The organism is Flavobacterium sp. LK-23 (assembly GCF_058135255.1).
This window is the reverse complement of the sequence record NZ_JBYUVT010000002.1, coordinates 353,686-371,662: the sequence shown is the minus strand read 5'-3', so window position 1 is coordinate 371,662 and position 17,977 is coordinate 353,686. Positions and strand designations below refer to the sequence as shown.

Here is a 17,977-nt window from a genome sequence, read left to right as displayed (position 1 = left end):
AAAAACAGACTTATGAAATTTCTAAAATTCACACTATATATTTTCCTGCCATTGCTTTTATTAAACTCCTGCAGAGATTACGTCGAAGTAGAACCGGTTGGCAACAACAGAATCTTAAAATATACCTCTGATTACAGAGGTTTGGCTAATAATTATACCACGATGGGATCTTTTGGCGGTGTCCATTTACTTGCCAGTGCAGATGTAGAGTTTCCTGCAACCTATCAAAATAGCGTTACGACTATTTGGCAAAACAGTTATACATGGCAGGAAACGATATACAATCCGTCTCAAGGCGATTCAGATTGGAATGGCCTGTATTTGTGTATTTATTACAGCAATGTGATCATAGACGGCGTAATGAGCAGCCAGGGTGCAACAGATGCAGAAAAAAAAGAAATTTATGCCGAAGCTTTTGTTCACAGGGCATTTGCTTATTTGCAGCTGGTCAACGTCTATGGACCTCAGTTTGATCCGGCTTCTGCCAATTCAGAAAAAGCGGTTCCGTTATTATTAAAACCAGAATTGTTTTCAAAATTAGACAGAAGTACAGTGGGGCAAGTTTACGATCAGATTATTTCTGATCTGCAGAGCGCCCTTGCCAGTGATATTCAGGATACACCTCCATATAATGTGCTGCCTTCAAAAAGGGCTGTTTATGCATTGCTTGCCAGAACCTATCTTTATATGGGCAATTACCAATTGAGTCTTGACAATGCGCAGAAAGCACTGGCCATGCAAAACGGTCTAATCGATTTAAAAACCTTTGCAACTGCTTTCAATTATCCGGTTTTAATTGAGAATCCCGAGATTATATTTTCTAAAACATTGCTTAATGCCTATGATGGAGCTCCTTTATCAAGTGAGCTGTTAAACAGCTTTGAAAGTAATGATTTACGTTATAATTACTATACCATTGCAGGTACTAATTTTTCTCCTTCTTATACTGGAAGAGGTTTTGGAATTGGAAGGTACAGCAGGACTACTGGAATTAATATTGGAGTATCGGTTCCGGAAATGTATTTAATCTCAGCGGAATGTTATGCCAGGTTAAACGATACGCAAAAGGCAGTTGATAATTTAAATGCATTAAGAGCAACACGATATAAATCAGGAACAACCTATCAGGTAACTGCTGCCACAGCCAAAGAAGCCCTGAATCTTGCACTTGTTGAAAGACAAAAAGAGCTTATAGGAAGAGGATTTCGTTGGTTTGATCAGCGAAGACTGAATTTAGATCCTGCTTTTCAAAAAACATATACCAGGGTTTTTAAAACCCAGACCTACACTCTGGCGCCTAACAGTCAGGGATATGTATTTCCAATTAATCAAAATTATATCGATTTAAACCCTGAGTTGGGTAAATAAAACAACAAGATGTTAAAAAAAATATTAAATATCAAAATACTGGTACTGTTTTTTTGCACCATTACCTTACAGGTTAAAAGTCAGGAAACAAAGTTAAGATTAACCGGAATGGTAGACATTCCGGTTGTTGGATCAACTTTAAATATGACCTATGATCCAAAAGGAGGTCCGCTGGAAAATATTAAAGATATTAATGGTTATGCCTACATTTTTAATGATTACAGATGGCAAATTGAAGACCTTAAAATGAGGAAAAACGGAGCAGTTTGGAATGTAGAATATACAATACCGGCTAACTGCGCTTTCATGGCTTTTAAATTCTATGCTAATACTGATAAGGGGATTCTTACTGATACCGGACAAGATACCGGATATCTGCTGACTGCTTTTACAGAGGCAAAAGTAAAGGTAGCCGGAGCAGATTTAGCCTGGGCAACGTTTAGAAATAAGGATTTCAACAGTGGATTCGGCGGTTATTTTAAAGATTTTACCATAGTGGGAGAGGCCACAGAATACTGGCTAAAGAAGGAGCTAACAGATCATCCTGAGAATTTTCCAAAATTTATTGATACTTATATTAAAGTTTTAAAGGTTCAGAAACCGGAAAAATTTGACGAGTTAGGACATCGGTTTTTGGGAGATTTTGTAAAGAAAATCAACGGACAGCCTGAAGAAGTTTTTACAAAAGTTCACAATTTGTATTTGTATGAACTTAAAGATAAAGCAAAAGGGGATTCTCTTGAGACCGTGATTCAAAAACAGTTTCCAAAAGGGTCACTTATGCGTTTCAAGGCTTTTCAGAAGATAGCCCCAATAGCGGATGCAGCAGAAAGAAACAAAGCGATAACTGAGTTTTTAACTGATTTTCCATACAGTAAAGAAGTTCCGGAATCACAGAACTATTTATATGATAATCTGGCTAAAATGCAGTTTGGTTATTATTTTCAGGCAAAGGATTATGCGGCTATTTTAAAGCTGATTCCAACAATGAATTTTGCAGTACTGAACGATTGTTATCATCAAAATATCTCAAAAGCATTGTATGTTAAATCTGTAGAACCGCAAGTTATCGAAACTATGGCTGTGCCGATGATTAGATTGATGAGGGAAAAGATTAACGATTTATCGTATATGCAGGGAATTTACTGGTCACCAAATCAGGCAACTCAAAACGCAAAGAACCAGCTAAATGAAGAGTTAGTGATCCAAATCCGTATGTTCAATATGCTAAAAAAACACAAGGAAGTTTCGGAGTGTTTCGAATTATTACCCACTCAAAAACGTTACGAAAAAGCAAGTATCAACGACATACATATTGCGGCTTTAGAAGCATTAAACAAACCCACTTTAGAAGTTTTAAAAGCAGCGGCAAGAGCCAATGCTTTATCTGAAGGATCAACAGCCAAATTAAAAGAGTTGTATTTAAAAGAAGGCAAAAAAGAAGCTGATTTTTCTGCATTCTTAGAAGAATTAAAAAAAGAAAATAATTCTGAAGAAAAAATTGCTTTAATGGCTCCTGTACAAGCTCCGGCAATTAATGTACTAACGGCAGAGGGTAAGCCAAAACAATTGGTTTTAGACAATGGAAACATTATCGTAATCGATTTTTGGGCAACCTGGTGCGGACCTTGTAAAAAAGCATTTCCCGCGATGCAGCAATTGGTTAACAACTACAAAGACGACAAGCAAGTTAACTTTTACTTTATAAGCACACAGGAAAATAAAGAAGGCTATAAAAAAGAAGCAATAGCATATTTAAAAGAAAAAGGATATAAGTTAGATGCTTATTTTGATCTTGTAAAAAAAGGTGGAGGAACTAATAATGAATCTTTTGCAAAGTACGCAGCGATCTTTAAATCAAGTGGAATACCTAGAAAAGTAGTCATTAAAAACGGAAAAATTCGTTTTACATCAGAAGGTTTTTCTGGAAATCCGGGACAATTAGTGGATGAACTTACCGAAGTTATCAATGCTTTAAAGAACGAAAAATAGACTTTCAAAAGCCAATAGGGATATGAAAAAAATAATGACACTGTGTATACTCGCTTTGAGTATACACAGTTTATCTGCCCAGAAAAAAGCAGTCGATGAGTCTGCTTACCAGTCATGGCAAAGAATTAACAGTAAAGCGTTATCCTATAACGGAAAATGGATGTCGTACAGCACCGTTTTTCAGGATGAAGAAAAGGAAAATAAAAAGCAAATTATTATTCAGGAAACTCCCAAAGGGAAACGTTTGGTATTAAATGATGCAAACGATTTTAAATTCATCGGAAAAAAAGACTGGGTTCAGTACAGTAAACAGGATACTACACTTTTGCAAAACTTAAAATCGGGTTTAAAAAGAGTATGGAAATCCAGGCATTATACAAATGCTTTGGAAGGAACCGATATTTTATACTATACACGTCCTGAGACGGCAAAAGGAGATTTCTTTTTACAGCGTTTGGTATGTTATAATCTGCAAAGCAATGACAGTTTATCTGTAAAGAATATTAAGTCATTTCGTTTTTTAAAGAATAAATCGATTTTTTATGTTCAGATAGAAAAGGATCAGGTATTGCTGAAATATGGAACTCCGGGGGGCAAACAACAAACTCTTTACAGCGCAAAAGCTTCAGATTTTGGAGATTTTCAACTCAACGCAAAAGAAGACGGCGGCAGTTTTACTCTTCGAACAAACAACAATTCAGGGTTTAATATGCTGTATTATTTTAGTTTAAAAACTAATTCGGTAAAACCAGTATTCAATTATGATGATCTTACCATTAATGATCCGGCATATTCGATTGTAAAAACAGCTTACGCATTAAATGAAAACACCAATTTCATTGCGTTAATGCTTAACGAAAAAAAGCGTCCCGAGAATACACAGATTCCAAGATCAGAAATTGAAATCTGGAAATCCGCACAAGGTACGATGGAACGCAGGCAAGAATTGCTCCGAAATTCTAAAACGGCGCCAAGTGAGCAGAAATATCTTTACGATATCAAAAACAAAAAAAGTGTCAAATTGGCTTCGACTGGCGAATTTGATCAGGTAATGATTCCGGAATCAGCTAATTTTAAAGGTGTTTTTGGCATCGATAAAAAACCCTATACAGTAGAAGTAGACTGGATGTTTAATGAGCGAAGTGATTTGTATTGGATTGATGCCGAAACCGGAAAATCAAAAATAATAATAGAAGGAACAGCTGTAAATCCAATCTGGAATCCACAAGGAACGTTTGCTGTGATTTATGATGATAAACAAAAATCATGGATGGTTTTTGATAGTGACAAAAATTCGCTGCAGTTTAAAAACATAAGTGCACAAATTCCGTTTTCAGTTTCAAATAGCAATGTAGATATGGCCTCTTTAAGCACTGCTTACGGAATTGCAGGCTGGCTCAATAACGGAAATACAGTAGTTCTTTACGATCAGTTTGATATGTGGGCAATAGACTTGAGCCATCAGATACCGGCATATTCGATTACGAAAGGTTACGGACGAAAAAATAAAGTTGTTTTGCGATTGGGTGAAGTAGGATATGGTGGTGATTTGACCAACAGAAAAACAATAACTTTAACAGGTTTTGATACAGAACACAAAGCCAAAGGAGTTTACAAACTAAGCAATAATACGATAACCAAAATAGCGGCTGATCCTAATTATGATGTGAAAATAGAAGCAACTTCAGGAGATAATTCCAGTGTATTATTTTCTAAAGAAAGTTATACTGTTTTTGATGATCTCTGGTGGGCAAGCTCAAATTTTGGATCACAGCAGCGACTTACAAATATCAATGCGCAGCAAAAAGAATACGCTTGGGGAACCTCAAAATTACTTAGCTGGAAAGCTTTTGACGGAAATGAAAATCAGGGAAATCTATATCTTCCGGACAATTATGATCCTAAAAAAACATACCCGGTAATTGTTCATTTCTATGAAAAACATACCGACGATTTGAACCAATATCAATTGCCGGAAACCAGTACCTCGAACATTAATATTCCCTCATTTGTAAGCCGTGGTTATATAGTTTTTCAGCCAGATGTGCATTACACGTACGGAGATCCCGGAAACAGCGTGTACAATGATGTTATCAGCGGTGTTGAGTATTTAATTGCACAAGGCATTGCCGAAAAAGGTAGAATTGGGATTCAGGGACATAGTTTTGGAGGATATGAAACTTCTTTTCTGCTTACTAAAACAGATCTTTTTAGCTGTGCCATTGTAGGTTCGGGCGTAAGTAATTTTACGTCTAATTATCCTGTTATGAGATCCAATGGACTTTCCACTATGTTTAAATATGAAGTAGATCAGTACCGAATGGGAAGTTCTTTATTTGATAATCTGGAGGGTTATATTAAAAATTCGCCTCTTTTCTCTGCAAAGAATATCAAAACACCAACACTAATTTTCCACAATGATGGAGATCGTGCAGTACCGTATCAGGAAGGGCAATCTTTGTTTTTTGCACTTCGCCGTTTAGGAAAACAGGCCTGGCTGGTCAATTACAAAAAAGAGGGACATACTTTAGATCAGGCCGGTAACAGAAAAGACTGGACAATCAAAATGCAGCAGTATTTTGATTATTACTTAAAAGGTGCAGAACACCCAAATTGGATGTGATATAACCCATAAATTAATATAATACTAAGACTGTTATTTGAAGGTTTCTCCTGAAGCCTTCAAATTGACAGCAGGGTTTTCTCTCATAGTATTTTAAAATTTATTTTGATTTAATAAATAAAAAGGATAAATAAAATAATAAAATCAATCAAAAAGAAACATAAGACAGCAACAAATATGAAAGTAAAAATAATTTTAGCACATTTCCTGATATTGGGTTTAACTCAGGTATCCGCGCAGTTTAAAACTACAATTCCGCTGCGAAAATATGTTGTACACGGAACTTTAAACAATGGAATGCAGTATTTTATTCTGCACAATGAATGGCCCAAAGACAGAGCAGATTTTTATTTTGTTCAGAATGTAGGGGCCATTTTAGAAGACGACAATCAAAACGGACTGGCGCATTTTCTGGAACACATGGCTTTTAACGGAACAGAAAATTTTAAGGGAAAAGGAATTATAAATATGCTGGCAAAGCACGGTGTTACTTTTGGCCGCGACATTAATGCGTACACTGCTCATGATGAAACAGTTTACAATCTTAGTAATGTACCGGTTAAAAATCCAACTTTATTAGATTCATGTTTATATGTTTTACACGATTGGTCTGGTTTTTTATCTTTAAAAGATACCGAAATTGATGCCGAAAGAGGAGTAATACGCGAAGAATGGAGAACAAGAAGAAATGCCGATTTAAGAATTGCATCACAACTTGAGCCTGTCATTTACAACGGTTCAAAATATGCAAAAAGGGATGTTTTGGGCGATATGGATCTTATTGAGCATTTTAAATACAAGCAATTAAGAGATTATTATAAAAAATGGTATCTGCCAAATCATCAGGCTGTAATTATTGTTGGAGACATTGATCCTGCAAAAATAGAACAGCAGGTCAAGAAAATAATGGGGTCAATTCCTATGGCTTCAAATCCTGCAGAACGTACTTATGAATCGATTCCCGATAATGATAAGCTGCTTTATAAACTGGCTTTGGACAAAGAAGCGCAGAAAACTTCTATTTCATTAAATTTCAAAAAGAACAAGCCTCTTGTTCAGGATCTTACAGTGTTTGAAAACAGCATTGCAGAACAACTGGCTTTGCAAATGATGAATAATCGTTTTAGAGAATATACAGTAAACAACGAAACCGCCCTATTAGGAGCTGGTTTAAGTTATTCAGGTCTAACTAGATTAACATCATTTTTTACTTTAACTGTAAACCCTAAAAATGGAAGATTATTAGAAGCTTTTGAACAGGCATATACAGAATATGAGCGCGCTATTCAAAATGGTTTTACCAAAGAAGAATTAGACCGCGTCAAAGATAATATGCGTACAGGTTATGAAAATCAATTAAAAAACAAGGATAAAATTAGTAATGCAAACTGGGCTTCACAATTGCAGAATTACTTTTTAGAAGCTTCGCCTGTAATGAGTTTAGAAGACGAAGGGGAGCTTGTAAAAACGGCTTTAACGAAACTTGATATCGTGCAGATTGATAAAGTATTTCGGGGACTTCAAACAGAAAAAAATCAAGTTTTAACTGTTTCAGGACCAGAAAAGCAGAATCTTACTTATCCGGCAGAGGCAGATTATACTGCGGTAATTAAAAAAGTAAAAGAACAAAAATTAGAGCCTTACACTGAAACAGTTACAAATACTGATTTGGTGAAAGATAAACTTACAATCAAGCCAATTGGTAAAAGATTTGAAATTAAAGGAATCAAAGAAGCAAAAGGATATATTTTAGAGAATGGAGCCAAAGTAATTATTTACCCAACTACTTTAGCTCAGGATCAAATTCTTTTTTCGGCTTTTAGTCCGGGAGGAGTTTCTGTATTGCCCCAGCAAGATTTGACATCCTCGCAAATTGCAACTGTTCTGGCTAAAAATTCGGGATTAGGAGATTTTAAAGTTACTGATTTACAGAAACAGCTTTCAGGAAAAACAGTTAAAGTGAGCCCGTTTATTGCAGAACATTATGAAGGTTTTAGCGGGAGCGCTGTAAAAAAAGATTTGGAAACGCTGCTACAACTGACTTATTTATACTTTAAAAGTCCAAGATTTGAAACTCAGGCATACAAGAGAATTATCGATTATTATAGTGATGCCCTTGAGAATGTAAAAGAGAACAATAAGCAGATATTTGGAGATAGTATTGCTCTATTAGATAGCAATCACAGTAAGCGGACTTTTCTTTTAAGTAAAGAAAACCTTGGAGAATTGAAATTTGATGACGCTTCTAAAATTTACAGAGAGCGTATCTCAAATGCATCTGATTTTACTTTTGTTTTTGTTGGAAATGTGAGCGAAAGTGACATTGAAATCCTTAATAAGTACCTGGGAAACATAGAGGGGAATCATACTCAGGAAAAGTTTATTGATCATAAAACAGGAATGGCAAAAGGATTTTCGAAAGAAAAATTGATACGAGAGATGAGTGTTCCTAAAACCAGTATCTATGTACATCTTGAAAACAAAAATGTGGTATTTTCAGAGAAAAATCAGATCATGGCTTATATGATATCACAGTTATTAGACAAACGATATTTGGATAAAATCCGAGAAGATGAGGGAGGAAGTTATGGTGTGCAAACTCAGAGTTCATTGTCAAAAAGCCCAACTGCAGTTTTTTCCCTTCGCGTAAGTTTTGACTGCAATCCCGAAAAAACCAGTAAACTCATTGAAATTGTGTATGACCAATTGAATGCTATTGTAGAAAACGATGTTTCAGAGAAAGACTTATCAGATATAAGAGAAGATTTAATTAAAAGCAATCAGCAGAACATCAAATCAAATAGCTATTGGCTAAATACAATTACAAGTCAATTACAATTTGGAGATAAATTTCTGAGCAGTGATGATTATGTGAAAATTATCAGAAGTATTTCGATAAAAGATATTAAAAAATATGCAGGTGAAGTGCTTCCAAAAGCCAATAAGGTAGAAGTTGTCATGCAACCAAAAACAAATTAATATGCTGTAAGATAATTTGAGCCACTTTTTCTATGAATAATTGTGGATAAGGTATTTAACGCTTCAAATAAGAACGGCAATTCTTTACTTTAATTTTAATGGTCTGTTTACAGAAGAACTTAGGTTTTTAAATATTTGAATTAGTTATAAAATTGTGTAGACTGTAAAGAGCTGTTTTGCCGAACAGCTCTTTTAAATTTATTTACCTTTCTATATTTAAATTGACTATGTTTTGTAATATATATTCCATAACATAAACAGATAGGAAAACCTAGTGGTTGTGAATTTTAAAAAGACTAACTCTCCAATAAGGTAGAAAACTTCAAAGTGAGAAGTCAATTATGCAACAATGTTGCTGAGCTCAGGTATTTTTATAATGATTACTTTAGATACAGCGGTCAATGTTACAGAGATATTTATTAACAAACCATCCGGACCATCTGGTATTGAAGAATCTTTGGTTTTAGGAGTACAAGAATTTTGGTTTTGTTTGATCTAAATTTAATTCAAAAAAGAAAGTATCCAAAAAAAAGCCACTTCATTTATTTTGAAGCGGCTTTACTAAAATTAGTACTCAAGAAGTTATATACCTGAAGATTCATAGGAAATCTTCAGGTATAAATTTTTAGATTTGATATAGCGATAGGCCCATGATGTTCTGATAGCTCTTTATACATTTGCTTTTCCATTGTTGATATTTAAAGATAATAATAAGCCTTACAGCCATATTATTCATTTATTAGTCCTTGGATCTGTTTTATGAATTTATCAGAACCATAGTTAGCAAAACCCTCATGTCTAAATCTGATTTTTCCCTTTTTATCAAGAACAATTGTGGTAGGTAATGTTCCGGTGTAAATCGTACTGGGAATATTTCCACTACTTTTAAAAAAAGGTACTGAAAGTTTTTCTTTTTTCAGATACGTATTTGCCTTGGGAATGTCTTGATCTTCATTAATTGTCAGAAAGAAAACACTAGGTTCGCTTTTAAAATTTGAATAAAGCTCTTCAATAGAGGGAAATTCAGCCCGACATGGCGGACACCACAATGCCCAAAAATTTATAAAGACCACTTTCCCGCGCAGAGATGAAGTATTGTAAGCTTTTCCTTTATCGTCTTTGAAATCAAAATCATGTGCCAATTGAGTAGATACATCAGAATCTTTTTTGTCTATACTAGCATTGAAAATGCCTGTAACCATTAATTGCCTAAGTACGAATGATTTTGCATTGGGGCTGATGAGCATTATTCCCAGAGCAATTACCATTAGTATAGTAAAAGCATTTTTCTTAATGTACTGCCATTTACTTGCAGGCGAATTCTCTTTTGAAACCTCTTTGTTGTTGAACATAATTCCCTTTTTTTATATCAGACTGTTAATTACTTTCTACTAATTCATTCAAGACTTTCACCATTTCAGGGCTTGTGTAATCCCTGCCTCCCTCTATACGGGTTATCATATCTCCGCTTTTGTCAAGGATAACTGTAGTAGGAATGGAATTCCCTAAATATTCAGGTGGAATATTTCCATTATGAACATATACAGGTAAATCATAGTTGTTTTTCGCCATAAAGGCGGTAGATTTTTCCATTTTGTTATCTACATCTACCATCAGAAACACAATTTCTTCATTGTCCTTGAAAGATTGTTTTAGCTTGTTAATGGAGGGCATTTCTTCAATACAGGGTGGACACCACGTCGCCCAAAAGTTGATAAATACAACCTTTCCTTTTAATGTATTTAACGAAACGATTTTACCGTCTTTGTCTTTAAAGGAAATACCTGAAGCCGCAGGGGCTTCCAACTCTGCAACTTTCTCTGTCGTGATATTTCCATTCTCTGGCATATCTTCTTTGTTCTTATCCGAATTTCCACAGGCTGCCAATAAAATGACTATGATGGTTAAAAGACTGGAACGAACCGCCAAATTTTTAAATTGTATCTTCATAATAAATGATTTTATAGTTTTTATTAATTTAATTTTCTATTTACTCAATAGCTCCTTGATCAGGTCAACCATTTCCTTTGACATATAGTCTGCACCACCTACGTGCCTAACTATTATATTGTTTTGCTTATCTACAATAATGGTAGTTGGAATAGAACCTGAAAAAATATCCAGCGGTATTTGGCCATCGAAAACGTGTACGGGCAAGTCAAATTTTTTGTTCTTCATCCATTTATTTGTCTTTTCGATATTCCCGTCTACATCAACCATTAAAAAAACTAGATTATCATTGTCTTTAAAGGTTTTGCGGAGTTCATTTATGGAAGGCATTTCTTGGATAGACGGTGGACACCACGTTGCCCAAAGATTGATAAATACAACCTTTCCTTTTAATGAGCTTAATGAAATAGTTTTGCCGTTTTCATCCTTAAACTTCAAATCGGGTGTTTGCTGATCATTGGACACTAACGATTTTTCGTCGTTAATGTCTTTATTAGTGTTGATATTCTGATCAATGCTGTTACTTTTCATTGATGCATACGTCAATCCCGTAATAACCAATAGCGTGAATAGGATTACTTTTTTTATATATTTTTTCATATTTTTTATTGATTTATTTTACCCTCTTTAATTTCTTCCGATGGTTTTAAAATGATTTTGTCCCCGGGCAAAAGGTTTCCGAAAACTTCTGTCAGCGTATCCAAACGAATACCCTCGTTTACCGCAACTCGTGTCACTTCATTGTTGTTCAACGTTAAAACATATGTTCCAGACTGCGTATTTAGGACACTCTTACTTTGAACCCAATTTGATGGATTTTTACGTTTTAATTTCAACTTTACCTGCGCATAATCGCCACCCTGCAATTCCCCTGATGGATTATTCACATCAAACTCCAACTTAAGGGAGCGGTCTTGTTGGTCCAGCAAACCCGATGTGCGGGAAAGTATTGCATTAAATGTTTTTCCTGGCTGTGAACTGATGGTAAACCTAGCAGGGATTCCCTCTTGTACAGATGACGCATGTTTTTCAGGAAGAGACAAAGTCAGACGTAGTTTATTGCTCTGTGCCATCATAAAAAGAGGCAAATTGGAACCAGTTCCTGCCAATGCACCAACCGAAACATTTCTATCGGTAATGACACCATCAAAGGGAGCTATTATACGTAAATATTGCTGTAATTGTGATGAATGGGCAGTTCCTGCTTTAGATGCCTGATAAGCTGATTTTGCACTTTCCATTGCTGTTTTGGCTCTGTCGGTTTCTATAGCTGCGACCGCACCAATTGTTTTGGAAGCATCTACTAATCGTTCATACGCTTGTTTAGCATATACGAAATCACTATATACTTTTTGCTCCGTAGATTTGTTAGAGAGGTATTGTTGGTTCATTTCGGGAGCTTCTAATACTGCTAATAATTGCCCTTTGCGCACGTGGTCGCCACGATCAACGTACATTTGTTTTACAAATCCCGTAACTTTTGCATAAATCGCTACCTGCTCGTAAGGTTTTAGTTCTGCAGGGACGGATATATCGTATTGGGGATTGATAAACTCTATAGGAGCTGTTGCATAATTAGCAGATTTTGTTTTCTCATTTTCTGATTGTCCTTTTTTCTGTTCTTTTTGTGAACAAGCACAAAGCATAAGTACTAACGAAGTGCTTAATGTCAATACTATTATTAATCTTTTATTTATTGAAATGTTATGATACATTGTAATTAGTATTTTAAAGTTTATTATATCGTTTGTTTTTCGGATTGCTCTGCATAATACCTGCTTTGATTATCATCAGGGTCTAATGAAGGACTGACTAGAGAAGTTCGTGACATCAGTGAGGAAAAGAAATGAGGAACTAATAACAGAATGGTTACGGTAGAAGCAATCAACCCGCCAATAACAGCTCTACCCAAAGGAGCTACCTGCTCTGCTCCGTCACCCAATCCCATTGCCATTGGCAACATACCAGCAAGCATCGCTGCGGCAGTCATTAGCACTGGTCTTAATCGAGAAGAAGCTGCAAGTGTTGCGGCGTTGGCTGGTTTCAGTTCCAGTTTTTTGCGATAATATTCTGCTTGATTGACCAATAATACTGCATTGGAAACCGATACACCGAGTGACATAATAATTCCCATATAAGATTGCAGGTTAAGTGTACTTCCTGTCAAGAAAAGTATGATGAGGCTTCCCGCAATTACGGCAGGTACTACCGAGAGGATAACTAATGGAACTTTAAACGATTGGTAATATGCCGAAAGCATCAGGAATATGGCAACAATGGCAACACCCAAACCTGCCAAAAGATTACCCAATGTATCATCTAAAAGCTTTAATGCTCCCTCTGTCCAAACAATGGTTCCACGAGGAGGCTCTCCTGCGTCTTTAATGGACTGCTTAACTGCCTTTGAAGCAGTACCCAAATCTTTTCCGTACACATTAGCCACTATGGTAACGTAACGGTTAGGCCCCTTTCTGTTTACCTGTGCAGGAGCGGTAGTCCTTTTTATGGTTGCCACATCCTCTAATACTGGGCGAAGACTTCCCGCTTTCAATGGAAGCGATCGTAATCTTTCTTCCGATGACATAACTCCCTCGGGTATCTGTACCTGTGTCTGGAATACTAGTCCTGATTTTGGATCAATCCAAAGATTTTTGTCAGTAAAACGGGTAGATGAGGTTGCCGTCACAAGGGTTCTTGTAATGTCCTGGATCGTCAGTCCGAACTGCCCGGCAAGGTCACGATTTACCTCGATTTCCAGATTTGGATAAGCAATAGGTTCTGCAATGCGGACATCTCGTAGATAAGGAACTTTTTTCAGGTTTGCTTCAATCTTTGATGCGTGTGCAAAAGCACCTTTTACCTGATTGGCTCCAACTTTGACTTCAATAGGTGTCATTGCTCCCTGTCCCATAATCTTTTCTGTCAGCTCCATCGATTCAAAATTGAAAGCAACTCTGGGATACTTCTTAGCAATCTTTTTACGGACTTTCTCTTTAAAATCTTCCATAGATCCACTGTAAATATCCTGATTGACCGAAATTTGCAAAACAGCTTCGTGGGAAGAATTAGTAAAAAGGAATATGGGGTTGATAGGCGACCCTGCAGGATGCATACCAACAAATGCTGAGGTAATATTTAAGCCGTTTTCGGGTAGTTCTGCTTTAATATCCTCAGTAATATCTTTGACAATCTGTTCTGTTTTTTCGAGTCTGCTTCCTTGTGGAGCCTGTATGCGCATTTGAAAATCGCCGTTATTGGAAACAGGCATTACATCTGTTCCGACAAGGGTTAATAATATACCTGCGATAACACTTGCAAGCAGTACATAGATTGCAAAAAGCGGTAATGCTTTGGTTGACCATTTACGCATCTGATAGGAATAATTTACACGAAATTTTTCAAAGAAAGCTCGTTTCCTAGGTGTATTGGCTTCTGTATTGTGCTTATTCTTCATCATCCAATTTGCCAGTATTGGAACAAAAGTCTGTGAAGCCAAAAAGGAAGCAATCATTGCAAAGGCAACAGCCATAGACAAAGGCATAAACATGTCTTTCGGAATGCCTGTCATAATAAAAGCAGGTGTCAACACAGCAAGAATACAGAATAATATTAGCAATTTTGGAATAGAAATTTCAAGTAAAGCATCCAGGATAGCTCTCTGTTTGGGTTTGTGCATTTCCATATGCTGGTGTATATTTTCTATAGTTACCGTAGCTTCGTCGACCAGAATACCAATAGACAGGGCAAGACCGCTCAATGTCATAATATTGATGGTCTGTCCGAAAAGATACAAGACTGTAACGGCCGACAGGATAGCAATCGGAATGGTCAGCACTACAATGATAGCTCCACGGGTATCGCCTAAGAACAATAATATTACTAATCCTGTGAAAACAGCTCCAAGAATGCCCTCGTGGATAAGGTTGGAAAGCGAGCGTTCGATATAAATGGACTGGTCGAACTCATAGCTTACTTTCACATCTTCTGGCAGTTGGTTTTTCAGCATAGGGATGGCATCTTTTAAGTTCTGCACGGCATCCAATGTAGAGGCATCTGCCTTCTTGATAATAGGCAAATAAACTGAACGCTTGCCATTCACCAGGGCATAACCAACCGTTTGGTCGGCTCCATCTTCCACACGAGCCACATCTCCAACATACACCGTACGATTATCACTCGTTTTTACTGGTGTTTTCAGTAACTCTTCAGGTCCTTTAGCAATGGAATTGATGGGTGCCATTAAGTTTTCATCGCCTATGCGGATATTACCGGCTGGTGATGGAAGACTGTTTTTGGTAATGGCAACCGTAATATCTTCAGGACTTAACCCATTTGACTGCATCGCTTCAGAGTCAATTTTAATAACAATCGAGCGAATGTTTCCTCCAAAGGGAGCTGGAGAAGTAATACCAGGGATTTCAGTAAACATAGGCCTTATCTTTGTAATGGCAAGCGTCTGAAGTTCGTTGACCGAACGCTGGTCACTTTCAAAAACAAGATTACCTACAGGAAGCGAACTTCCATCAAATCGTACTACCATTGGTGGTACAGCTCCAGCTGGAAGAAAGCCCATTGCCCTTGAAACAGATGTAGAGACCTCTCCTGCAGCTTGTGCCATATCGGTTCCAGGATAAAAGGTCAGTTTCATCAGGGTCAAACCCTGCACGCTTTTAAAATCAATATTTTTTACACCACTAACAAATAGAAGTACCTTCTGGAACTCGTTTGCCATAAACCCGTCCATATAAGCCGGGGATAGTCCACCATAAGGCATAGCAATATACATTGCAGGTAATTCCACTTCGGGAAAAATATCTACATTTATTTTTTTTACGGTATTGTAGGAAAAGAAAATTATGGTCAGTACAACGACCATAATGGCAATAGGTTTTCTTAACGCAAATCTTATAATGTTCATATACGATTAATTAAAGGTTGTTAAATAAAAAATCGAAATCGGCAGTCAGTTCTGCTTGGTACGCGAGCAAAAACCAATAATCTCGTGAAGCATCGATATGGGTGTTTTCTGCTTGTTCGGATAAAATGCGTATCTGCAAGAGTTCACTTAACGTAATCAAGCCACTTTTATACCTCGCCAGATACATATTATAAGCATCCTTAGATTGTTGTACGGCAAGTTTCGTTTTCTGAATCTGTTTGTACTGCTGCATAATTTTTACTTTCGAGGCTGAAAAATCTGCCTGCATAGCCTGTTGATATTGAGAATGAAGTAAGTTGATACCTTCCGCTTCTTTGAAAAGTTCTTCCCCTTTTAGGCGGTTAGTATGCAGGCTTGTCAAGTTCCAAGTGATACCTATACCTGCAAGAAAATTATTGGTTGTATTGCTAAAACCATCGTTCCACGCTCCCGATACCGCCCCATAGCGGCTTATACCCGTACCTCGATAAGCATAACCGCCCAACAGGTTTATAGAAGGCAAAGAAGCTCTTTTTTGTGCTTGGCCACTCAAGGTGTAATACTCGGATTTTTTATCCAAAGCATCTAAAACGGGATGTGAGGGATTTATAGCCTTTAACTGGTTTAAATTATTATCGGCTGGATTATCAAAATGGCTGGCAGATGTTGAATAATCAACCGAATCACCGCCGTAGAGCTCTAATAGCTTGATAAGAGAGGCGTTTTTAAAACCGTTCCATTGATCTTGTTCGCCTAGTGCCTGTATATAAGACGCTGAGGTTAGTAGGCTGTCTGCCGCTGGCCTTAAACCCGATGCGGACAAGCCCGAGGTTATTTTGCGAATATCATCAAGGCGCTGAGAATTCTTCTCAGCCAATTGTAATTTAGCATTATTGTACAAAAGAGTGATGTATCGTTCTGACAATGTCTTTTTCAGATTGAGTAAATAGGCATCTTTTTCACTAACTGATTTGTTATATAATGCACCTGCAGCTTGATTTTGCTTACGGAGCTTTCCGAAAGAAAACAATTCCCATTCAACAGTGGCAGAGCCAAAAGTATTGGCTGCCGTTGAGCTACCATTTATCGGCATTGCAGAACCACTCACATTGAAAAAACCAGCCTGCGGAAAAAATGCACCTGCACTTCCCTCATAGGTTCCGTAAGTATTTTGTGTCTGTGCTTTTATCTGCGGAAGCATATTACTTTTTATCGCCCGTTCATTGAACTTTGCTGCATCAATTTCAGCTGTTTTTGACCCAATGCCTGGATAGCTTTCTTCTACTTTTGGCCATAAAGTACCTAAGGTATTTTCTTTTTTTTGCTGTCCATATATTGGAAACGCGACAGCAATGGCAAACCACATTACTGTGATTGCCATAATGTATTTTATCATACTACTACAGAATTATGAAAGGCCGTAAAGACGACCAAAGATTATTTGAATGAAAGAAATAGAAAATTTTCCTATTGAAGCCTTTAAGCCAATAGGAGAAAAATTAATAAGAAAGTTATCAAATAATAAGTTTTTGGTACTGAAGGAATATTGGTAATGTACCTGCGATTTTTAACCTCTTGTATAAGGGGTGTGATAGCTGCTTGATTTGTAGGGATTCAAACAGGAAAGCAAAATTGTCCGTAAGTAACACGGCTGGCAATAAACTAATTGTTTTAAAAGAAATCTCCTGTGAAACTTTTGAATTTGCAGTTTCACTATTCTCACATTTTTCTAAACTACTGTAACTAGTATTATTGCTAAGATTTAGATTTCGTTCAGTATTAGGAGGGATACCAGCAAGAGTTTTAATACTGCTTTTGACCGGACAGGAAAACAGGATCAAAATTATAACAGCAAATACCAAGAAGTAACGCTGAGAATATTTTGGAATATGTGATAAAGTCCTGTTCATAGATTTTCAAATTTACTTCTATTTGCTTTATAAAGCAAGAAAAATATATTCTTTAAATTCTTCAGACACGATTTACTGAGAGTTAGGTTTTCCTAAACTGAATTAAAAATCTATGCCTGATATATTCTTGTTGATTGTTTAATAAGTTATAGAATCTCCTCTTCGCAGTACCCAGTACCAGCAATGCAGATAGTGAAGAAAGTATAGTATTTTATATTCAATTAAAAGCTTAGGGGC

10 protein-coding genes are annotated in these 17,977 nt (G+C 36.6%); 4 read left to right on the top strand and 6 right to left on the bottom strand.

From position 1 onward, the window contains the following. Positions 1-12 precede the first annotated feature (12 nt). The 4 genes from AC3Y25_RS05040 (at position 13) to AC3Y25_RS05025 (ending at position 8,962) form a co-directional block, all read left to right on the top strand. The gene (locus AC3Y25_RS05040) at positions 13-1,368 is read left to right on the top strand and encodes a RagB/SusD family nutrient uptake outer membrane protein (protein ID WP_489901991.1); all 1,356 of its coding nucleotides are present in this window, start codon (positions 13-15) and stop codon (positions 1,366-1,368) included. Between the two features lie 9 nt (positions 1,369-1,377). Beyond that, entirely contained in the window at positions 1,378-3,360 is a 1,983-nt protein-coding gene (locus AC3Y25_RS05035) for a TlpA family protein disulfide reductase (RefSeq protein ID WP_489901990.1), read from the top strand. A 22-nt stretch (positions 3,361-3,382) separates the two neighbouring features. Continuing rightward, positions 3,383-5,983 carry an alpha/beta hydrolase family protein gene (locus tag AC3Y25_RS05030; RefSeq protein WP_489901989.1) on the top strand — a complete coding sequence of 867 codons (2,601 nt, stop codon included), beginning with the start codon at positions 3,383-3,385 and terminating at the stop codon, positions 5,981-5,983. A 177-nt stretch (positions 5,984-6,160) separates the two neighbouring features. Then, the gene (locus tag AC3Y25_RS05025; protein WP_489901988.1) at positions 6,161-8,962 is read left to right on the top strand and encodes a M16 family metallopeptidase; all 2,802 of its coding nucleotides are present in this window, start codon (positions 6,161-6,163) and stop codon (positions 8,960-8,962) included. 728 nt (positions 8,963-9,690) lie between these two features. On the opposite strand, the gene AC3Y25_RS05020 is transcribed toward AC3Y25_RS05025, so the two are convergent. Genes AC3Y25_RS05020 through AC3Y25_RS04995 form a run of 6 tightly spaced genes read right to left on the bottom strand, consistent with a single transcriptional unit; the run spans position 9,691 to position 17,211 of the window. Further along, on the bottom strand, positions 9,691-10,314 hold the full coding sequence (locus AC3Y25_RS05020) for a TlpA family protein disulfide reductase (protein WP_489901987.1): 624 nt from the start codon (positions 10,312-10,314) through the stop codon (positions 9,691-9,693). 25 nt (positions 10,315-10,339) lie between these two features. Next, positions 10,340-10,912 (bottom strand): TlpA family protein disulfide reductase, encoded by a 573-nt coding sequence (locus AC3Y25_RS05015; protein ID WP_489901986.1) that lies wholly within the window; start codon positions 10,910-10,912, stop codon positions 10,340-10,342. A gap of 36 nt (positions 10,913-10,948) precedes the next feature. Next, on the bottom strand, positions 10,949-11,512 hold the full coding sequence (locus tag AC3Y25_RS05010) for a TlpA family protein disulfide reductase (protein WP_489901985.1): 564 nt from the start codon (positions 11,510-11,512) through the stop codon (positions 10,949-10,951). Positions 11,513-11,517: 5 nt separating this feature from the next. Continuing rightward, positions 11,518-12,627, bottom strand: a complete 1,110-nt coding sequence (locus AC3Y25_RS05005; RefSeq protein WP_489901984.1) for an efflux RND transporter periplasmic adaptor subunit — start codon at positions 12,625-12,627, stop codon at positions 11,518-11,520. Positions 12,628-12,650: 23 nt separating this feature from the next. Then, on the bottom strand, positions 12,651-15,830 hold the full coding sequence (locus AC3Y25_RS05000; RefSeq protein WP_489901983.1) for an efflux RND transporter permease subunit: 3,180 nt from the start codon (positions 15,828-15,830) through the stop codon (positions 12,651-12,653). Between the two features lie 10 nt (positions 15,831-15,840). Continuing rightward, positions 15,841-17,211, bottom strand: a complete 1,371-nt coding sequence (locus AC3Y25_RS04995; RefSeq protein WP_489901982.1) for a TolC family protein — start codon at positions 17,209-17,211, stop codon at positions 15,841-15,843. Between the last annotated feature and the right edge of the window lie 766 nt (positions 17,212-17,977).